We start from the raw sequence: 17,201 nt of genomic DNA on the forward strand, positions 1-17,201 counted from the left end.
CCGGTGCGGTCAGCGCAGGATCCCGGCGGTCATGCCCGCCGAGTCCGGGGGGAAGGCCACCAGGCCGAGTTCGGCCGGGGTGGCCAGCAGCGGGTGGGAGGGCAGGACCCGCACCGTGTAGCCGAACGAACCGGTGCGGTCGAGGGTCAGCGGGCCCTCGTAGGAGTACCGGCCCGCCATGTCGGACCGCCCGGCGGGCTTGAGGGACTGGACCGCGGGCTCGGCCATCCGGTCGGCGGCGTCCACCCGGCCGGACAGCAGCTGGACGTCCACGTCGGACGGGTCCAGCCCGCCCAGCGTGACCTGGGTGCGCAGCGTGAGGGTGGACCCCAGCTCGGGGGTGCCCTCGACGGAGTCGGTCTCCACGTGGTCCACCGACACCTGCGGCCACTGGCGGCGCAGCCGCTGCTTCCACTCGGCCAGCTCCGCCGCGGCGGGACCCTGTATGGCCCGGTGCGAGCGCGCGGCGGGCGCGTAGAGCCGGGTGACGTAGTCGCGGACCATGCGCCCGGCGAGCACCTTGGGGCCGAGCGTGGTGAGGGTGTGCCGGACCATCTCGATCCAGCGCTGCGGCAGCCCGCGGCCGCCCTGGTCGTAGAACCGCGGGGCGACCTGCCGCTCCAGCAGGTCGTAGAGGGCGGCGGCCTCCAGCTGGTCGCGCCGGTCCTCGTCGGTGACGCCGTCGGCGGTGGGGATCGCCCAGCCGTTCTGGCCGTCGTACCACTCGTCCCACCAGCCGTCGAGCACCGACAGGTTGAGGCAGCCGTTGAGGGCGGCCTTCATGCCGGAGGTGCCGCACGCCTCCAGCGGACGCAGCGGGTTGTTGAGCCACACGTCGCAGCCGGGGTAGAGCAGCCGGGCCATGCGCATGTCGTAGTCGGGCAGGAAGACGATGCGGTGCCGCACCCGCGGGTCGTCGGTGAAGCGGACCAGCTCCTGCACCAGCCGCTTGCCGCCGTCGTCGGCGGGGTGCGCCTTGCCGGCGACGACGATCTGGATCGGCCGCTCGGGGTGCAGCAGCAGCTCCGCGAGCCGGTCCTGGTCGCGCAGCATGAGCGTGAGCCGCTTGTACGACGGGACGCGCCGCGCGAAGCCGATGGTGAGCACGTCCGGGTCGAGGACCTGGTCGGTCCAGCCCAGCTCGGCCTCGCCCGCGCCGCGCTGCCGCCACGAGGCGCGCAGCCGCCGCCGCACGTCGGCGACGAGCTGCTCGCGCAGCTCGCGGCGCAGCTCCCACAGGGCGGCGTCGGGGATGGCGCCGAGGGCCTCCCAGCAGTCGGTGCCGCCGGTCATGAGGGCGTCCTCGGCGCGCTGCGCGCCGAGCTGCCGGGCGCCCAGCCGCAGCACCTCGGGGGCGACCCAGGTGGGGGCGTGCACGCCGTTGGTGATGGACGTGATCGGCACGTCCTCGGGGTCGAAGCCGGGCCACAGCCCCGCGAACATCTCCCGGCTGACGGCGCCGTGCAGGGTGGACACGCCGTTGGCGCGCTGGGCCAGCCGCAGGCCCATGACGGCCATGTTGAAGAGGTTGGGGTCGCCGCCGCGGTGGGTCTCCATGCCCAGTTCGAGGATGCGGCCGGTGTCCACGCCGGGCAGCTCGGCGCCGTCGCCGAGGTGGCGGGCGACCAGCTCGCGGTCGAAGCGGTCGATGCCCGCGGGGACGGGGGTGTGGGTGGTGAAGACGGTGCCGGCCCGTACCGCCTCCAGGGCGGCGTCGAAGTCCAGGCCGTCCAGCGACAGCTCGCGGACGCGTTCCAGGCCGAGGAATCCGGCGTGGCCCTCGTTGGTGTGGAAGACCTCGGGGGCGGCGTGGCCGGTGATCCGGCAGTACGCGCGCAGCGCCCGCACCCCGCCGATGCCGAGCAGCATCTCCTGGAGCAGCCGGTGCTCGCTGCCGCCGCCGTAGAGCCGGTCGGTGACGTCGCGCTCGGTGGGGCCGTTGCCCTCGACGTCGGAGTCGAGCAGCAGCAGCGGCACACGGCCGACCTGGGCCTTCCAGATCCGGGCGTGCAGCGCGCGGCCGCCGGGCAGCACCAGGCTTATCCGGGCGGGGGTGCCGTCGGCCTCGCGCAGCGGCGCGACCGGCAGCGAGTTGGGATCGAGGACCGGGTAGTGCTCCTGCTGCCAGCCCTCGCGGGAGAGCGTCTGGCGGAAGTAGCCGTGCCGGTAGAGCAGGCCGACGCCGATGAGCGGGACGCCCAGGTCGCTCGCGGCCTTGAGGTGGTCGCCGGCCAGGATGCCCAGGCCGCCGGAGTACTGCGGCAGGGCGGAGGTGATGCCGAACTCGGGCGAGAAGTAGGCGATGGCCGCTGGCAGGTCGGTCTGCTCCTGGTACCACCGGGGGCTGCTGAGGTAGTCGGCGAGGTCTTCGGCGGCGGCGTTCAGCCGGCGCAGGAAGCGCCGGTCGTCGGCGAGGGCCGCGAGCCGGTCCTTGCCGACGGTGCCGAGCAGCCGGACCGGGTCGCCCTGGGCGGCGCGCCAGCCGTCGGGATCGACGGACTGGAACAGCTCCCGGGTCTCCTGGTGCCATGACCAGCGGAGATTCTGGGCCAGATCCCCCAGCGGGCGCAGAGGTTCCGGCAGGACGGTGCGCACGGTGAATCGACGGATAGCCTTCACCCTTCGACCGTAGCCCGGTGGGCACGGGGGCCGCGGGTCCTGTCCCCATTCCGGTGGTTCAAACGCTCGAACGGCGGCGCATCGGAGTGAGCGCCACGGGGGCGCGGGCGCGGGCGTGTTCAGCCTTCTGTACCAGAGGCGTCCGGGAAATGTCGTCCCGGTGCCGACAGCACGTCAGCCGGGGCCGGCGCTGGTCGGAACCGGCCCATGGGGCGCCGGGCGGTGCCATGCTGGGGGCTTGGATCACACGGCTCACAGGTGGCTCGATTGCGGCTCTGGGCTCCATGGGGGCGTACGCGGGGGCGCATTCAGGGGCGCGCGTCAGGGTACGAAACCGGACCGGGCGGGACTCCCCGGGCGTGGCCGAAGCCCGCGCACGCCGGGGGCCCGGGGGGCGTGGACCGCAGCACTCCGGCCGTGCTCCCGAAACGCCGTCACGGCACGCGTCACGCGCGTGGACATGGGCAGGCTCCCCGGTGCGCAGCACCCGAACGGAGCATCCGTCGCCCGGCGAGGCCACCCGAACGGCCCTGCGACCGCCACCCGGGTGATCACCGGTGGCCGCGGCCCCGCAGGCAGGCCTACAACGCCAAGAACAGTTAAAAAGAGCGGAAGTCGTAGACGTCGTCCCGGTCCCGGCGGATTCCGGCGGACCGCCGTGTGCTCGTGCCGTTGTCCATGCCGTCCCAGCGCTGTCAGGTGAGGAAATGATCGGTCGCATTCCCGTACTCGATGTCCGGCCGCTGGTGGACTGCGGCCGTCGGCCGGCCAAGGCCGTCGTCGGCGAGACCTTCGAGGTGACGGCGACGGTGTTCCGCGAGGGGCACGACGCCGTCGCCGCCAATGTCGTGCTGCGCGACCCGGCGGGCCGCTCGGGGCCGTACACCCCGATGCGCGAGCTGGAGCCGGGCAGCGACCGCTGGGGGGCGCGTGTCACGCCCTCCGCCGAGGGCCGCTGGTCGTACAGCGTGGAGGCCTGGTCGGACCCGGTGGCGACGTGGCGGCACACCGCCGGGATCAAGATCCCGGCGGGCATCGACACCGAACTCGTGCTCACCGAGGGCGCGCTGCTGTACGAGCGGGCGGCGGCCGGGGTGCCGAAGAACGACGGGCGGCAGGCCGTCCTCGCAGCCGCCGACGGGCTGCGCGACACCAAGCGCCCGGTCGCGGCCCGGCACGCCGCCGCGCTGGCCCCCGACGCCGTCACCGTCCTGGACCGGTACCCGCTGCGCGAGCTGGTGACCGCGACCCGGCCGCAGCCGCTGCACGTGGAACGGCAGCGAGCGCTGTTCGGCTCCTGGTACGAGTTCTTCCCGCGCTCGGAGGGCGCGGTCGTCGAGGACGGGGTGCCGGTGCGGCACGGCACCTTCCGCACCGCCGCCGACCGGCTGCCGGCGATCGCCGCGATGGGCTTCGACGTCGTCTACCTGCCGCCGATCCACCCGATCGGTACCGCCTTCCGCAAGGGCCGCGACAACGCCCTGACGGCCGCCCCGCACGACGTCGGCTCGCCGTGGGCGATCGGCTCGCCCGAGGGCGGGCACGACGCGATCCACCCGGAGCTGGGCACCCTGGAGGACTTCGACCACTTCGTGGCCCGGGCCCGCGAGCTGCGGATGGAGGTCGCCCTCGACTTCGCTCTCCAGTGCTCGCCGGACCACCCGTGGGTGGAGAAGCACCCCGAGTGGTTCGCGCACCGCGCCGACGGCTCGATCGCGTACGCGGAGAACCCGCCGAAGAAGTACCAGGACATCTACCCCGTCGCCTTCGACGCCGACTTCCCCGGCATCGTGCGCGAGACGCTGCGGGTGCTGCGGCACTGGATGGCGCACGGGGTGCGGATCTTCCGGGTGGACAACCCGCACACCAAGCCGGTGGTCTTCTGGGAGAAGGTCATCGCCGACGTCAACCGCACCGACCCGGACGTGATCTTCCTGGCCGAGGCCTTCACCCGCCCGGCGATGATGAGCGCGCTCGGCCAGATCGGCTTCCAGCAGTCCTACACGTACTTCACCTGGCGCACCGCCAAGGACGAGCTGGAGGCCTACGTCCGCGAGCTGAGCGGTGAGAAGGCCGCCTGGATGCGGCCGAACTTCTTCGTCAACACCCCCGACATCCTGCACGCCTACCTCCAGACCGGCGGCCGTCCGGCCTTCGAGGTCAGGGCGGTGCTCGCGGCGACCCTCTCCCCCAGCTGGGGCGTCTACGCGGGCTTCGAGCTGTGCGAGGCGGCCTCCGCCGCGCCCGGAAGTGAGGAGTACCTGCATTCGGAGAAGTACGAACTGCGGCCGCGCGACTGGGCGGCGGCCGAGGCCGAGGGGCGCTCGCTGGCCCCGCTGATCACCACGCTCAACCGGTTGCGCCGCCGTCATCCGGCGCTCCAGCAGCTGCGGGACGTCACCTTCCACCCGGTGGACAACGACGCGATGCTCGCCTACTCCAAGCGCCGCGGCGACGACGTCGTACTGGTGGTCGTCAACCTGGACCCGTTCCACACCCAGGAGGCGACCGTGTCGTTGAACATGCCGGAGCTCGGCCTGTCCTGGCACGACTCCGTGCCGGTGCGCGACGCGCTCACCGGCGAGACCTACCACTGGGGCAGAGACAACTATGTGCGCCTTGAGCCGGGCCGCGCGCCCGCGCACGTCCTGTCGCTGCGACCTACTCCATCGATCGGAGGGTCACTCAGTTGATCGTCAACGAACCCGTCCCTGACAAGTTCGAGGACACACCGGCCAAGGACCGTGATCCCGACTGGTTCAAACGGGCGGTGTTCTACGAAGTCCTCGTCCGCTCCTTCCAGGACAGCAACGGCGACGGCGTCGGTGATCTGAAAGGGCTCACCGCCAAACTCGACTACCTGCAATGGCTGGGCGTCGACTGCCTGTGGCTGCCGCCGTTCTTCGCCTCCCCGCTGCGCGACGGCGGCTACGACGTCGCCGACTACACCGCGGTCCTGCCGGAGTTCGGCGACCTGGCCGACTTCGTGGAATTCGTGGACGCCGCGCACCAGCGCGGCATGCGCGTGATCATCGACTTCGTCATGAACCACACCAGCGACCAGCACCCGTGGTTCCAGGCGTCCCGCAACGACCCCGACGGCCCGTACGGCGACTTCTACACCTGGGCCGACGACGACAAGCAGTTCCCCGACGCCCGGGTGATCTTCGTCGACACCGAGGCGTCCAACTGGACCTTCGACCCGGTCCGCAAGCAGTACTACTGGCACCGCTTCTTCTCCCACCAGCCGGACCTCAACTACGAGAACCCGGCGGTGCAGGAGGAGATCCTCGGCGCCCTGCGCTTCTGGCTCGACCTCGGCATCGACGGTTTCCGGCTCGACGCGGTCCCCTACCTCTACCAGGAGGAGGGCACCAACTGCGAGAACCTGCCGCGCACCCACGACTTCCTCAAGAAGGTGCGCGCCGAGATCGACGCGCAGTACCCCGACACGGTGCTGCTCGCCGAGGCCAACCAGTGGCCCGAGGACGTCGTCGACTACTTCGGCGACCTCCGCAAGGGCGGCGACGAGTGCCACATGGCCTTCCACTTCCCCGTCATGCCGCGGATCTTCATGGCGGTGCGCCGCGAGTCCCGCTACCCGGTGTCGGAAATCCTGGCCAAGACCCCGGCCATCCCCGACACCTGCCAGTGGGGCATCTTCCTGCGCAACCACGACGAGCTGACCCTCGAAATGGTCACCGACGAGGAACGCGACTACATGTACGCGGAGTACGCCAAGGATCCGCGTATGCGGGCCAACATCGGCATCCGCCGCCGGCTCGCCCCGCTGCTCGACAACGACCGCAACCAGATCGAGCTGTTCACCGCTCTGCTGCTGTCGCTGCCCGGGTCGCCGATCCTGTACTACGGCGACGAGATCGGCATGGGCGACAACATCTGGCTCGGTGACCGCGACGCCGTGCGCACCCCCATGCAGTGGACACCGGACCGCAACGCGGGCTTCTCCTCCAGCGACCCCGGCCGGCTCTACCTGCCGACGATCATGGACCCGGTCTACGGTTACCAGGTCACCAACGTCGAGGCGCAGATGAGCTCGCCCAGTTCGCTGCTGCACTGGACCCGGCGGATGATCGAGATCCGCAAGCAGAACCGCGCGTTCGGACTCGGCTCCTACACCGAGCTGACCTCCAGCAACCCGGCCGTGCTGGCCTTCCTCCGGGAGGACGGCGACGACCTGGTGCTGTGCGTCAACAACTTCTCCCGCTTCGCCCAGCCCACCGAGCTGGACCTGCGCAGCTTCGCCGGCTCCCACCCGGTCGAACTGATCGGCGGGGTCCGCTTCCCGGCGATCGGCCAGCTGCCGTACCTGCTCACCCTCGCAGGCCACGGCTTCTACTGGTTCCGGCTGCGGCCCAACGCGTCATGACGGCGGGGGGCCGGAACGGTCCGGCCCCCCGCACCCGAGACCCCTCGCCCCCGAGACCCCCGTCCCCGAGACCCCGGCCCCCTTGCGGAGGCGCCCGGGTAGCGGGCCTGACGCACCTTTGGCAGGATCCAGATATCGCGCCGCACACCCGGCGTCAGCGGCTTGTCCGCACACCCCCGTTCGCCGGGCCGCCCCACGCACCGCGGCGCCGGACTGTTACGCGGGCGGGCCGTACGGCGGTTTCCTGTCACCCGCCCGGGGCAGGCTCCCCGTGTCGCCGGACAGCCCGAACCCGTCATCCGGGAGGCTGGCGCCCCTGCCGCTCGTCGAAGCGGCCGGGTGCGCGACTCCCCGGGGAAAGGACGTCATGTCGGACAGCTCCTGGACCCGCATTCCCTCCACCCCGCCCACGGAGGAGCCCCCTTCGCCCGCACCGGCGGGCGCGGCACCGACCGCGCACGTCCCACCGGCCGGGCCGGTCGCACCGGCCGCGCCGGTCGCGCCGGGTTCCGCCGCGCCCGAAGGGCAGACCGCCGCCGCCCCGGGGACGGACACCGGTACGGCGCCGGGTGCCCGGGGTCCCGCCACACCGGCGACGGCGACCTCGCTCGCGCCGGGTGACACGGCCACCGCCACACCGGAGGCGGGCATCCCCGCCGCGCCGGGCGGGACGGCGGGGGCCGGGCTCGTCCGCTCCCTGGAGCCGCTGCTGCGCTCGTGGCTGCCGCGGCAGCGGTGGTTCGCCGGGAAGGGGCTGCCCATCAGCGGCTTCCGGCTGGCCGCCGCCACCGAGCTGGTGCCGCCGGGAGGACGGCTCGGGCCGGTCGGGCTGCTGCACCTGCTGGTCGACGTCGAACAGCCGGGCCGCCCCGCCGACTGCTACCAACTGCTGCTCGGCGCCCATCCCCTGCTGCCCTCCGCCCTCGTCCGCAGCGCGCTCGGCCCCGCCGTCGGCGGCCCCTACGACGGGCTCACCCTCTACGACGCCCCGCACGACCCGCGGCTCGCCGCCCTGCTGCTGGAACGCCTCACCCTCCCCGGCCGCACCGGACCGCTGCGCTTCACCACCGAGCCGGACGCCGTCTTCCCGCCCGGACTCCCCCCGCGGGTCTCCACCGCCGAGCAGTCCAACACCTCGCTCGTCTACGGCGACACCTTCATCCTCAAGCTCTTCCGGCGCGTCTCCCCCGGCACCAACCCCGACCTGGAACTCTCCCTCGCCCTCGCCCGGACCGGTTCGCGCCGGGTCGCCGAACCCGTCGCCTGGTTCGAGTCGCTGCCCGCCGCCGCGGACGCCGAACCCGCCACCCTGGGCGTGCTCCAGCGCTACCTGCCCGGCTCCGCCGACGGCTGGGCCCTCGCGCTCGCCTCCGTCGCCGACGACGGCGACTTCCGCGCCGAGGCCGCCGCGCTCGGCCGCGCCACCGCCGAGGTGCACGCCTCCCTCGCCGACGCGCTGCCCGTCCACACCCTCGACGGTCCCGCGCTCGAACGCGTCGCCGCCGGGATGACCCGGCGGCTCGACGAGACCGCCGCCGAGGTCCCCGCCGTCCGCCCGTACGCCGGCGCGCTGCGCTCCGCCTTCGACGACCTCGCGCGCCTCGGCGCCGCCGCGACCCGCACCGGCTCCCCCGTCACCGCCCAGCGCATCCACGGCGACCTGCACCTCGGCCAGGCGCTGCGCGGCCCCGACGGGGAATGGGTACTCATCGACTTCGAGGGTGAGCCCGCCCGCCCCCTGGCCGAACGCCGCAGGCCGGCGCCGCCGGTGCAGGACGTCGCCGGGATGTTGCGCTCCTTCGACTACGCCGCCCACCACAGCGGGAACGGCCCCTGGGCCGAACGCCACCGCGCCGCGTACTGCGCCGGATACGCCGCCGTCTCCGGCACCGATCCGCGGGAGCAGCCCGTACTGATACGGGCCTTCGAGACGGACAAGGCGGTGTACGAGGCGCGGTACGAGGCGCGGCACCGTCCGGCATGGCTGCCCATTCCGCTGTCCGCGCTTGCCCGACTCGCCTCGGCGTAGTCCCCGTCCGACCCGTCCGTCCGTCCGTCCGTCCGCCCGAGGAGAATTCCGTGACCCCCGAACCCACTCCCCCCGGCGGCCTCCCCGAGGCCGCGGCCCGCGGCTACGACGCCACGACCCCGCACCCTGCGGCTTCGGGCCGCGCCCCGGACCCGGCCCCCCTCACGGAGGAGGGTGCGCCTGCCGGGGAGGGCACGCCGGGGGCGCGTGGGGGTACCTCCCGGCCGGTGGTCCGGAGCGGCCCGGACAGCCCCTTCGGTTCGGTCCCTGCCCGCGCCCCGGTGGGGCCTGACCACTCCGCTCTCTCACAGAGCCCCTCCCGGGAGGCACCCCCACGCGCCCCCGGTGGCTCGGCCCCCGCCGCCGGGGGAAGCCCCGAAACGCACCCCGCAGGGGAGGGCGCCCTCTCCGGGGAGGATCGGCGGCGGATCCTGGCCGGCGAGCACCACGACCCGCACAGCGTCCTCGGGGCGCACCCCGAGAAGGGCGGGGTCAGGGTGCGCGCCCTGAAGCCCTACGCGAAGAGCGTCACCCTCGTCGCGGACGGCCTCCGCGCCGAGCTGGACCCCGAGGGCGACGGCCTCTTCAGCACCCACCTCCCCCTCGCCGCGGCGCCCGCCTACCGCCTGGAGGTCGCGTACGACTCCGCGGAGATCACCGGCGACGACCCCTACCGTTTCCTGCCCTCGCTCGGCGAGCTGGACCTGCACCTGATCGGGGAGGGCCGGCACGAGGAGCTGTGGAAGGCGCTGGGCTCGCGGGTCATGACGCACGGCGGTGTGACGGGTACGCGCTTCGCGGTGTGGGCGCCGAACGCCCGCGGGGTGCGGCTCGCCGCGGACTTCACGTACTGGGACGGCAGCTCGCTGCCGATGCGCAGTCTCGGGTCGTCCGGTGTGTGGGAGCTGTTCGTGCCGGGGGTGGGCGCGGGCACGGCGTACAAGTACGAGATCACCGGCCCGGACGGGCACCGCCGGATGAAGGCCGACCCGATGGCGCGGGCCACCGAGGTGCCGCCGGCGACCGCGTCGGTGGTGACGGAGTCGGCGTACGCGTGGCGGGACGAGGAGTGGATGGCGCACCGCGCGGACGTGCCGGTGCACCGCGCGCCCTTCTCCGTCTACGAGGTGCACCTGCCGTCGTGGCGGCCGGGCCTGGGCTACCGGGACCTCGCGGACGTGCTGCCCGCGTATGTCAAGGATCTGGGCTTCACGCACGTGGAGCTGATGCCGGTCGCGGGTCACCCGTTCAGCGGCTCGTGGGGCTACCAGGTGACGTCGTACTACGCGCCGATGCCGCGGCTGGGCTCGCCGGACGACTTCCGCTTCCTGGTGGACGCGCTGCACCGCGCCGGGATCGGCGTGATCATGGACTGGGTCCCGGCGCACTTCCCGAAGGACGACTGGGCGCTGGCGCGTTTCGACGGCGAGCCGCTGTACGAGCCGGCCGACCCGCGGCGCGCGGAGCACCCGGACTGGGGGACGCTGGAGTTCGACTTCGGCCGCACCGAGGTGCGCAACTTCCTCGTCGCCAACGCCGTGTACTGGTGCGAGGACTTCCACATCGACGGCCTGCGGGTGGACGCGGTCGCCTCGATGCTCTACCTGGACTACAGCCGTGAGGGCGGCGACTGGGTGCCCAACGCGTACGGCGGCCGGGAGAACCTGGACGCGGTGGCCTTCCTCCAGGAGATGAACGCGACCGTCTACCGGCGCTGTCCGGGCGTCGTGACGATCGCCGAGGAGTCGACCGCGTGGGACGGCGTGACGCGCGCGACGCACCATGTGGGCCACACCGGCTTCGGCGGCCTCGGCTTCGGCCTGAAGTGGAACATGGGCTGGATGCACGACTCGCTGGGCTACCTCGGGCACGAGCCGGTGCACCGCAAGTACCACCACAACGAGATGACGTTCTCGATGGTGTACGCGTACAGCGAGAACTACGTGCTGCCGATCTCGCACGACGAGGTCGTGCACGGCAAGCGCTCCCTGGTGTCCAAGGCGCCCGGCGACTGGTGGCAGCAGCGCGCCACCGAGCGCGCCTACCTCGCCTTCATGTGGTCCCACCCGGGCAAGCAACTGCTGTTCATGGGCCAGGAGTTCGCCCAGGGCGGCGAGTGGTCGCACGAGAACGGGCCGGACTGGTGGGTGCTCGACCCGGGCTACGAGGCCTCGGCCGACCACCGCGGGGTGCAGGAGCTGGTGCGCGACCTCAACGCGGTGTACGCGGCCACGCCCGCGCTGTGGCAGCGCGACACCGATCCCGGCGGCTTCGAGTGGGTCGAGGGCGGCGCGTCCGAGGACAACGTCTTCGCCTTCCTGCGCTTCGACACCGCGGGCGATCCGCTGCTGTGCGTGTGCAACTTCTCCCCCGTCGTCCGGCACGACTACCGGCTGGGCTCCCCCGCCGGGGTGTGGGCGCCCGTGCTGAACACCGACGAGACGCGCTACGGCGGCAGCGGCGTGCTGCTGCCGGACCACGTCAAGACCGAGCCGACGCCGTACCAGGGCCGCCCGCACACGGTGGTGCTGACGCTGCCGCCGCTGGCGGCGGTGTGGCTGCGGCCCGACCGTCCCTGAGACCCGCCCGCGGGAGGAGGCTCAGAAGACCGACTCGGCCTCCTCCATGCGGTCCTCCGGCACGGTCTTGAGGTAGGTGATGGCGTCGGCGAGCGGCACGGTGTCGACGCGGGTGCCGTGCAGGGCCGTCATGTGGCCGAAGGCGCCCTTGTGCGCGGCCTCGACGGCGTGCCAGCCGAAGCGGGTGGCGAGCACCCGGTCGAAGGCGGTCGGCACGCCGCCGCGCTGCACGTGGCCGAGGATGACCGGGCGCGCCTCCTTGCCGAGCCGGCGCTCCAGTTCGCGGGCGAGCGTCGTGCCGATGCCCTGGAAGCGCTCGTGGCCGTACTTGTCGATCTCGCCGACGCCGTAGTCCATGGTGCCCTTGGCCGGGTGCGCGCCCTCGGCGACGCAGATCACGGCGAACTTCTTGCCGCGCTCGAAACGCTCGGCGACCATGGCGACGAGGTCGGCGGGGTCGAAGGGCCGCTCGGGGACGCAGATGCCGTGGGCGCCGCCGGCCATGCCGGCCTCCAGCGCGATCCACCCGGCGTGCCGTCCCATCACCTCGACGACCATGACCCGCTGGTGGGACTCGGCGGTGGTCTTGAGCCGGTCGATGGCCTCGGTCGCGACGGTCACGGCGGTGTCGAAGCCGAAGGTGCGGTCGGTGCCGTTGATGTCGTTGTCGATGGTCTTGGGCACCCCCACGACCGGCATCCCGGCGTCCGACAGCATCCGGGCGGCGGTGAGCGTGCCCTCGCCGCCGATCGGGATGAGCACGTCGATGCCGTAGCGGGCGCACAGCTCGTCGGCGGTCCCGGCGGCCTCGCGGAGCCGGTCGCGCTCCAGCCGGGCCGAGCCGAGGACGGTGCCGCCGCGGGCGAGGATGCCGCTGACGGAGTTGAGGTCGAGCGGCCGGAAGCGGCCTTCGAGCAGGCCGACGAAGCCGTCCTCGAAGCCGATGACCTCGTCCGTGTGCCCGGTCACCGCGCGGTGCACGACCGACCGGATGACGGCGTTGAGGCCGGGGCAGTCGCCGCCGGCGGTGAGGACTCCGATACGCATGGGGCGGGCTCTCCAGGGGTGGGTCAGGGGCTGCGCGGGATCAGCGTGCTCTCGGTGATCCGGCCGGCCACGTAGTCGTTGACGTTGCGCAGCGTCGCGGCGACGATCTGGTCGACGGCGTCGACGGTGTAGTAGGCCTGGTGGGACGTCACGAGCACGTTGGAGAAGGTCAGCAGCCGGGCGAGGACGTCGTCGGTCATCACTTCGAGTGACTTGTCGTAGAAGAAGACGCCCGCCTCCTCCTCGTAGACGTCCAGGCCGACACCGCGCAGCCGGCCCTCGCGCAGGGTCTCGACGAGGGCCGCGGAGTCGATGAGGGCGCCGCGGCTGGTGTTGATCAGCAGCGCGTCGTCCTTCATCTCGCCGAGCCGCCGGGCGTCGACCAGGTGGTGGGTGGAGGGCGCGAGCGGGACGTGCAGGGTGAGCAGGTCCGCCTCCCGGACGAGCCGGTCCAGCTCGACGTAGGTCATGCCGAGCGCCTCGCACTCCGGGTTGGGCGTGAGGTCCCAGCCCAGCAGCCGCATCCCGAAGCCGCGGGCGACGGCGGTGAAGGCGGCGCCGATCCGGCCCGTGCCGATGACGCCGGCGGTGCGGCCGTGGAAGTCGCGGCCGAGCAGGCCGTCGAGCCGGAAGTCGAAGTCGCGGGTGCGGCTCGCGGAGCGCACGATACGCCGGTCCAGGGCGAGCGCGAGGGCCCAGGCGAACTCGGCGACGGAGTGCGGGGAGTAGGCGGCCACCCGGGCGACGGTCATGCCCAGGCGCTCGGCGTGCGCGATGTCGATGTTGTTGTAGCCGGTGGAGCGCTGGGCGACGAACCGGGTGCCGCCGCGTACCAGGCCCTCCAGGACAGGCGCGTCCAGCACCGCGTTGACACTCGTCGAGACGGCCTCGTACCCGGCGGCCAGCGGCAGCGTGTCGAAGGTGAGCGGGGTGTCCAGGCAGCGGATCTCGTGCCGCCCGGCGAAGGCGGCCTCCAGCAGCGGCCGCTCGTCGCGCTGCACCCCGGTGGCCAGGACGTCCATCGCACCGCCCTCCTCGCTCGCTCGTCTTCACCCTACGTGCACTGTGCGGTGATCCCCGGCAGGGCGCATCCGGGCGGTGCCGTACGGGCCACGGCGGGCCCGGACGGTCCTGTTAAGACACGGTAACGATCCGCTGCGCGGGCCTCGGCGGGCGTCTGCCGCGCGGGCACGTTAGCGTCGTTGCGTACGCGGGCGGCTGCCCGGATACGGGGAAGACGAAACGGAGTAATCGGGTGACGCGCAGCGTCTACGTCACGGGGGTCGGCCGTGGCGACGGCCGCCAGGTGGTCGAGCTGGGAGTGATGGAGCTGCTGACGCGGCAGGTGGACCGGGTCGGCGTCTACCGGCCGCTGGTGCACGACACGCCGGACCGCATCTTCGAGCTGCTGCGCAGCCGCTACCGGCTCGTGCAGGACCCGGCCACGGTCTTCGGGCTGGGCTACGAGGAGGCCGCCGAACTGCAGGCCGAGCAGGGCCAGGAGGCGCTGACGGCCCGGCTGGTGGAGGGCTACCTGCGGGTCGCGGCCGACTACGACACGGTCCTGGTGCTCGGCTCGGACTTCGCCGGCACCAGCCTGCCCGCCGAGCTGGCGGTGAACGCGCGGCTGGCCAACGAGTGCGGCGCGTCGGTCATCGTGGTCATAGGGGAGCGCGCGCAGACCGCCGAGTCGGTGGCGGCCGAGGTGCGCAACGCCCACCACGCGTACACCAGCCTGGGCTGCGACGTCATCGCGATGGTCGCCAACCGGGTCGAGCCGGCCGAGGCGGAGGAGACCGCGGAGCGGCTCGCGCGCTTCACCGACGTACCGGTCTACGTGCTGCCGGACGAGCCGGCGCTGCGGGCCCCGACCGTGTCGCAGATCGCCGAGACGCTGGGCGCCGAGGTGCTGCTCGGCGACGACGCGGGGATGGCGCGGGACGCGCTGGACTTCGTCTTCGGCGGCGCGATGCTGCCGACCTTCCTGCCGAAGCTGACGCCGGGCTGTGTCGTGGTGACCCCGGGCGACCGGGCCGACCTCATCGTGGGGGCGCTCGCTGCCCACTCCGCGGGTACCCCGCCGATCGCCGGGCTGCTGCTGACGCTGGACGAGAAGCCGGGCCCGGACATACTGAACCTCGCCGACCGGCTGGCGCCCGGCACCCCGGTGCTGGCGGTGTCCACCGGGTCCTTCACGACCGCCGCGGGCCTGTTCACCCTCGACGGCAAGCTGGGCGCGGGCACCCCGCGCAAGGCGGAGACCGCGCTCGGGCTCTTCGAGACGCACGTGGACACCGCGCAGCTGACCGACCGGCTGTCGGTCGCCCGCTCGGCGCGGGTGACGCCGATGATGTTCGAGCACGCGCTCATCGAGCGGGCCCGCGCCGACAAGCGGCGGATCGTGCTGCCGGAGGGCGCCGAGGAGCGCATCCTGCGGGCCGCGGAGGTGCTGCTGCGGCGGGGCGTGTGCGAGCTGACGCTGCTGGGCGAGGAGGACGTGGTCCGCAAGAGGGCGGGCGATCTCGGCATCACCCTGGACGACCCCGGGCTCCAGATCCTGGACCCGCAGACCTCGCCGCTGCGGGATCGTTTCGCCGCGCTCTACGCGGAGCTGCGCGCGCACCGCGGGGTGACGTACGAGCTGGCGTACGACGTCGTCGCGGACGTCTCCTACTTCGGCACCCTGATGGTGCAGGAGGGGCTCGCCGACGGCATGGTGTCCGGCGCGGTGCACTCGACCGCGGCGACCATCCGGCCGGCCTTCGAGATCATCAAGACCCGGCCGGGCGCGGCCATCGTCTCGTCGGTCTTCTTCATGTGCCTGGCCGACAAGGTCCTGGTCTACGGCGACTGCGCGGTCAACCCCGACCCGGACGCCGAGCAGCTCGCCGACATCGCGATCCAGGCGTCGGCCACCGCGGCCCGCTTCGGCGTGGAGCCGCGCATCGCGATGCTGTCGTACTCGACCGGCACCTCCGGCAGCGGCGCGGACGTCGACAAGGTCCGCACCGCGACCGCGCTGGTGCGCGAGCACCGCCCGGAGCTGCTGGTCGAGGGCCCGATCCAGTACGACGCGGCGGTCGCCCCGTCGGTCGCGGCCACCAAGATGCCCGGCTCGGCGGTGGCCGGGCAGGCCACCGTGCTGGTCTTCCCGGACCTGAACACCGGCAACAACACGTACAAGGCCGTGCAGCGCTCGGCGGGCGCGGTCGCGGTCGGCCCGGTCCTCCAGGGCCTGCGCAAGCCCGTCAACGACCTGTCGCGCGGCGCGCTGGTCCAGGACATCGTCAACACGGTCGCGATCACCGCGATCCAGGCACAGCAGGGGGACGCCCAGTGAGCACGGCGGCACGCGGGAGCAGGGTGCTGGTGCTGAACTCCGGCTCGTCGTCGGTGAAGTACCAGCTCATCGACATGGACGGCGAGGAGCGCCTGGCGTCCGGGGTGGTGGAGCGGATCGGCGAGCCCGGCGGCACCGCCGACCACACCGAGGCGCTGCGCACGGTCTCGGACGAGCTGCGCGAGCGCGGGCTCGGCCTGGACTCGCCGGAGCTGGCCGCGGTCGGCCACCGGGTGGTGCACGGCGGCACCCGCTTCACCGAACCCACCCTGATCACCGACGAGGTGCTGGCCGGCATCGAGGAGCTGGTGCCGCTGGCGCCGCTGCACAACCCGGCGAACATCACCGGCATCAAGGTCGCCCGCGAGCTGCGCCCGGACCTGCCGCAGGTCGCGGTCTTCGACACCGCCTTCCACGCGACGCTGCCCGAGGCCGCGGCCCGCTACGCGATCGACACCGCCACCGCCGACCGCTACGGCATCCGCCGCTACGGCTTCCACGGCACCTCGCACGCGTACGTCTCCCGCGCGACCGCCCGGCTGCTCGGCCGGGACCCGGCGGACGTCAACGTCATCGTGCTGCACCTGGGCAACGGCGCCTCGGCCTCCGCGGTGCGCGGCGGGGTGTGCGTGGACACCTCGATGGGGCTGACCCCGCTGGAGGGCCTGGTGATGGGCACCCGCTCCGGCGACCTGGACCCGGCGGTGGTCTTCCACCTCCAGCGGGTCGGCGGGATGAGCACGGACGAGATCGACCGGCTGCTCAACAAGCGCTCCGGGCTGCTGGGCCTGTGCGGCGACAACGACATGCGGGAGATCGGCCGCCGGATGGCGGAGGGCGACAAGGCGGCGCAGCTCGCCTTCGACGTCTACGTGCACCGGCTGCGCCGCTATGTGGGGGCCTTCACCGCCGTGCTGGGGCGGCTCGACGCGATCACGTTCACCGCCGGGGTGGGCGAGAACTCGGCGGCGGTCCGCGGGGCGGCCTTGTCCGGTCTGGACAGTCTGGGTGTCACCATGGATCCGGTGCGCAACGCCGTTCGCGGCCACGCGCCCCGCCTGGTGTCGGCCGATTCGTCCCGGGTGGCCGTCGCGGTGGTCCCCACCGACGAGGAGCTGGAGATCGCCCGCGATACTTACGCACTGGCGGCCGCCCCGCAGGGCGGCTGACCACCTCACTGCCACGCGAAGCCCCAGG

Annotated in this window: 9 protein-coding genes; 6 read left to right on the forward strand and 3 right to left on the reverse strand. The window is 73.0% G+C overall.

Features of this window, described 5'->3' with window-relative positions:
* Positions 1–9 precede the first annotated feature (9 nt).
* Entirely contained in the window at positions 10–2,619 is a 2,610-nt protein-coding gene (locus ACH4PY_RS23770; RefSeq protein ID WP_398186285.1) for a glycosyltransferase family 1 protein, read from the reverse strand.
* A 707-nt stretch (positions 2,620–3,326) separates the two neighbouring features.
* Here ACH4PY_RS23770 and ACH4PY_RS23775 point away from each other — a divergent pair.
* The 4 genes from ACH4PY_RS23775 (at position 3,327) to glgB (ending at position 11,617) form a co-directional block, all read left to right on the forward strand.
* Positions 3,327–5,312, forward strand: a complete 1,986-nt coding sequence (locus ACH4PY_RS23775; RefSeq protein WP_398186288.1) for an alpha-1,4-glucan--maltose-1-phosphate maltosyltransferase — start codon at positions 3,327–3,329, stop codon at positions 5,310–5,312.
* Positions 5,309–7,009 carry a maltose alpha-D-glucosyltransferase gene (treS, locus tag ACH4PY_RS23780; RefSeq protein WP_398186293.1) on the forward strand — a complete coding sequence of 567 codons (1,701 nt, stop codon included), beginning with the start codon at positions 5,309–5,311 and terminating at the stop codon, positions 7,007–7,009. The genes ACH4PY_RS23775 and treS overlap by 4 nt, the downstream gene beginning before the upstream one ends.
* 367 nt (positions 7,010–7,376) lie before the next feature.
* Positions 7,377–9,038: a maltokinase gene (locus ACH4PY_RS23785; RefSeq protein WP_398186296.1), complete on the forward strand. Its 1,662-nt coding sequence runs from the start codon at positions 7,377–7,379 to the stop codon at positions 9,036–9,038.
* The gene (gene glgB, locus ACH4PY_RS23790; protein ID WP_398186298.1) at positions 8,990–11,617 is read left to right on the forward strand and encodes a 1,4-alpha-glucan branching enzyme; all 2,628 of its coding nucleotides are present in this window, start codon (positions 8,990–8,992) and stop codon (positions 11,615–11,617) included. The genes ACH4PY_RS23785 and glgB overlap by 49 nt, the downstream gene beginning before the upstream one ends.
* Positions 11,618–11,638: 21 nt before the next feature.
* Here the strand turns inward: glgB and ACH4PY_RS23795 are convergent, their stop codons facing one another.
* Positions 11,639–12,664 (reverse strand): ATP-dependent 6-phosphofructokinase, encoded by a 1,026-nt coding sequence (locus ACH4PY_RS23795; protein ID WP_398186302.1) that lies wholly within the window; start codon positions 12,662–12,664, stop codon positions 11,639–11,641.
* Between the two features lie 23 nt (positions 12,665–12,687).
* Entirely contained in the window at positions 12,688–13,686 is a 999-nt protein-coding gene (locus ACH4PY_RS23800) for a 2-hydroxyacid dehydrogenase (RefSeq protein WP_398186304.1), read from the reverse strand.
* A gap of 233 nt (positions 13,687–13,919) precedes the next feature.
* Here ACH4PY_RS23800 and pta point away from each other — a divergent pair, with 233 nt between their 5' ends.
* A complete protein-coding gene (gene pta / locus ACH4PY_RS23805) occupies positions 13,920–16,004 on the forward strand; it encodes a phosphate acetyltransferase (protein ID WP_398186306.1) in 2,085 nt (694 codons plus the stop codon).
* A complete protein-coding gene (locus tag ACH4PY_RS23810) occupies positions 16,001–17,173 on the forward strand; it encodes an acetate/propionate family kinase (RefSeq protein ID WP_398186309.1) in 1,173 nt (390 codons plus the stop codon). The genes pta and ACH4PY_RS23810 overlap by 4 nt, the downstream gene beginning before the upstream one ends.
* Positions 17,174–17,201: the final 28 nt, after the last annotated feature.

The organism is Streptomyces sp. NPDC021224 (assembly GCF_044332905.1).
Lineage (GTDB): Bacteria > Actinomycetota > Actinomycetes > Streptomycetales > Streptomycetaceae > Actinacidiphila.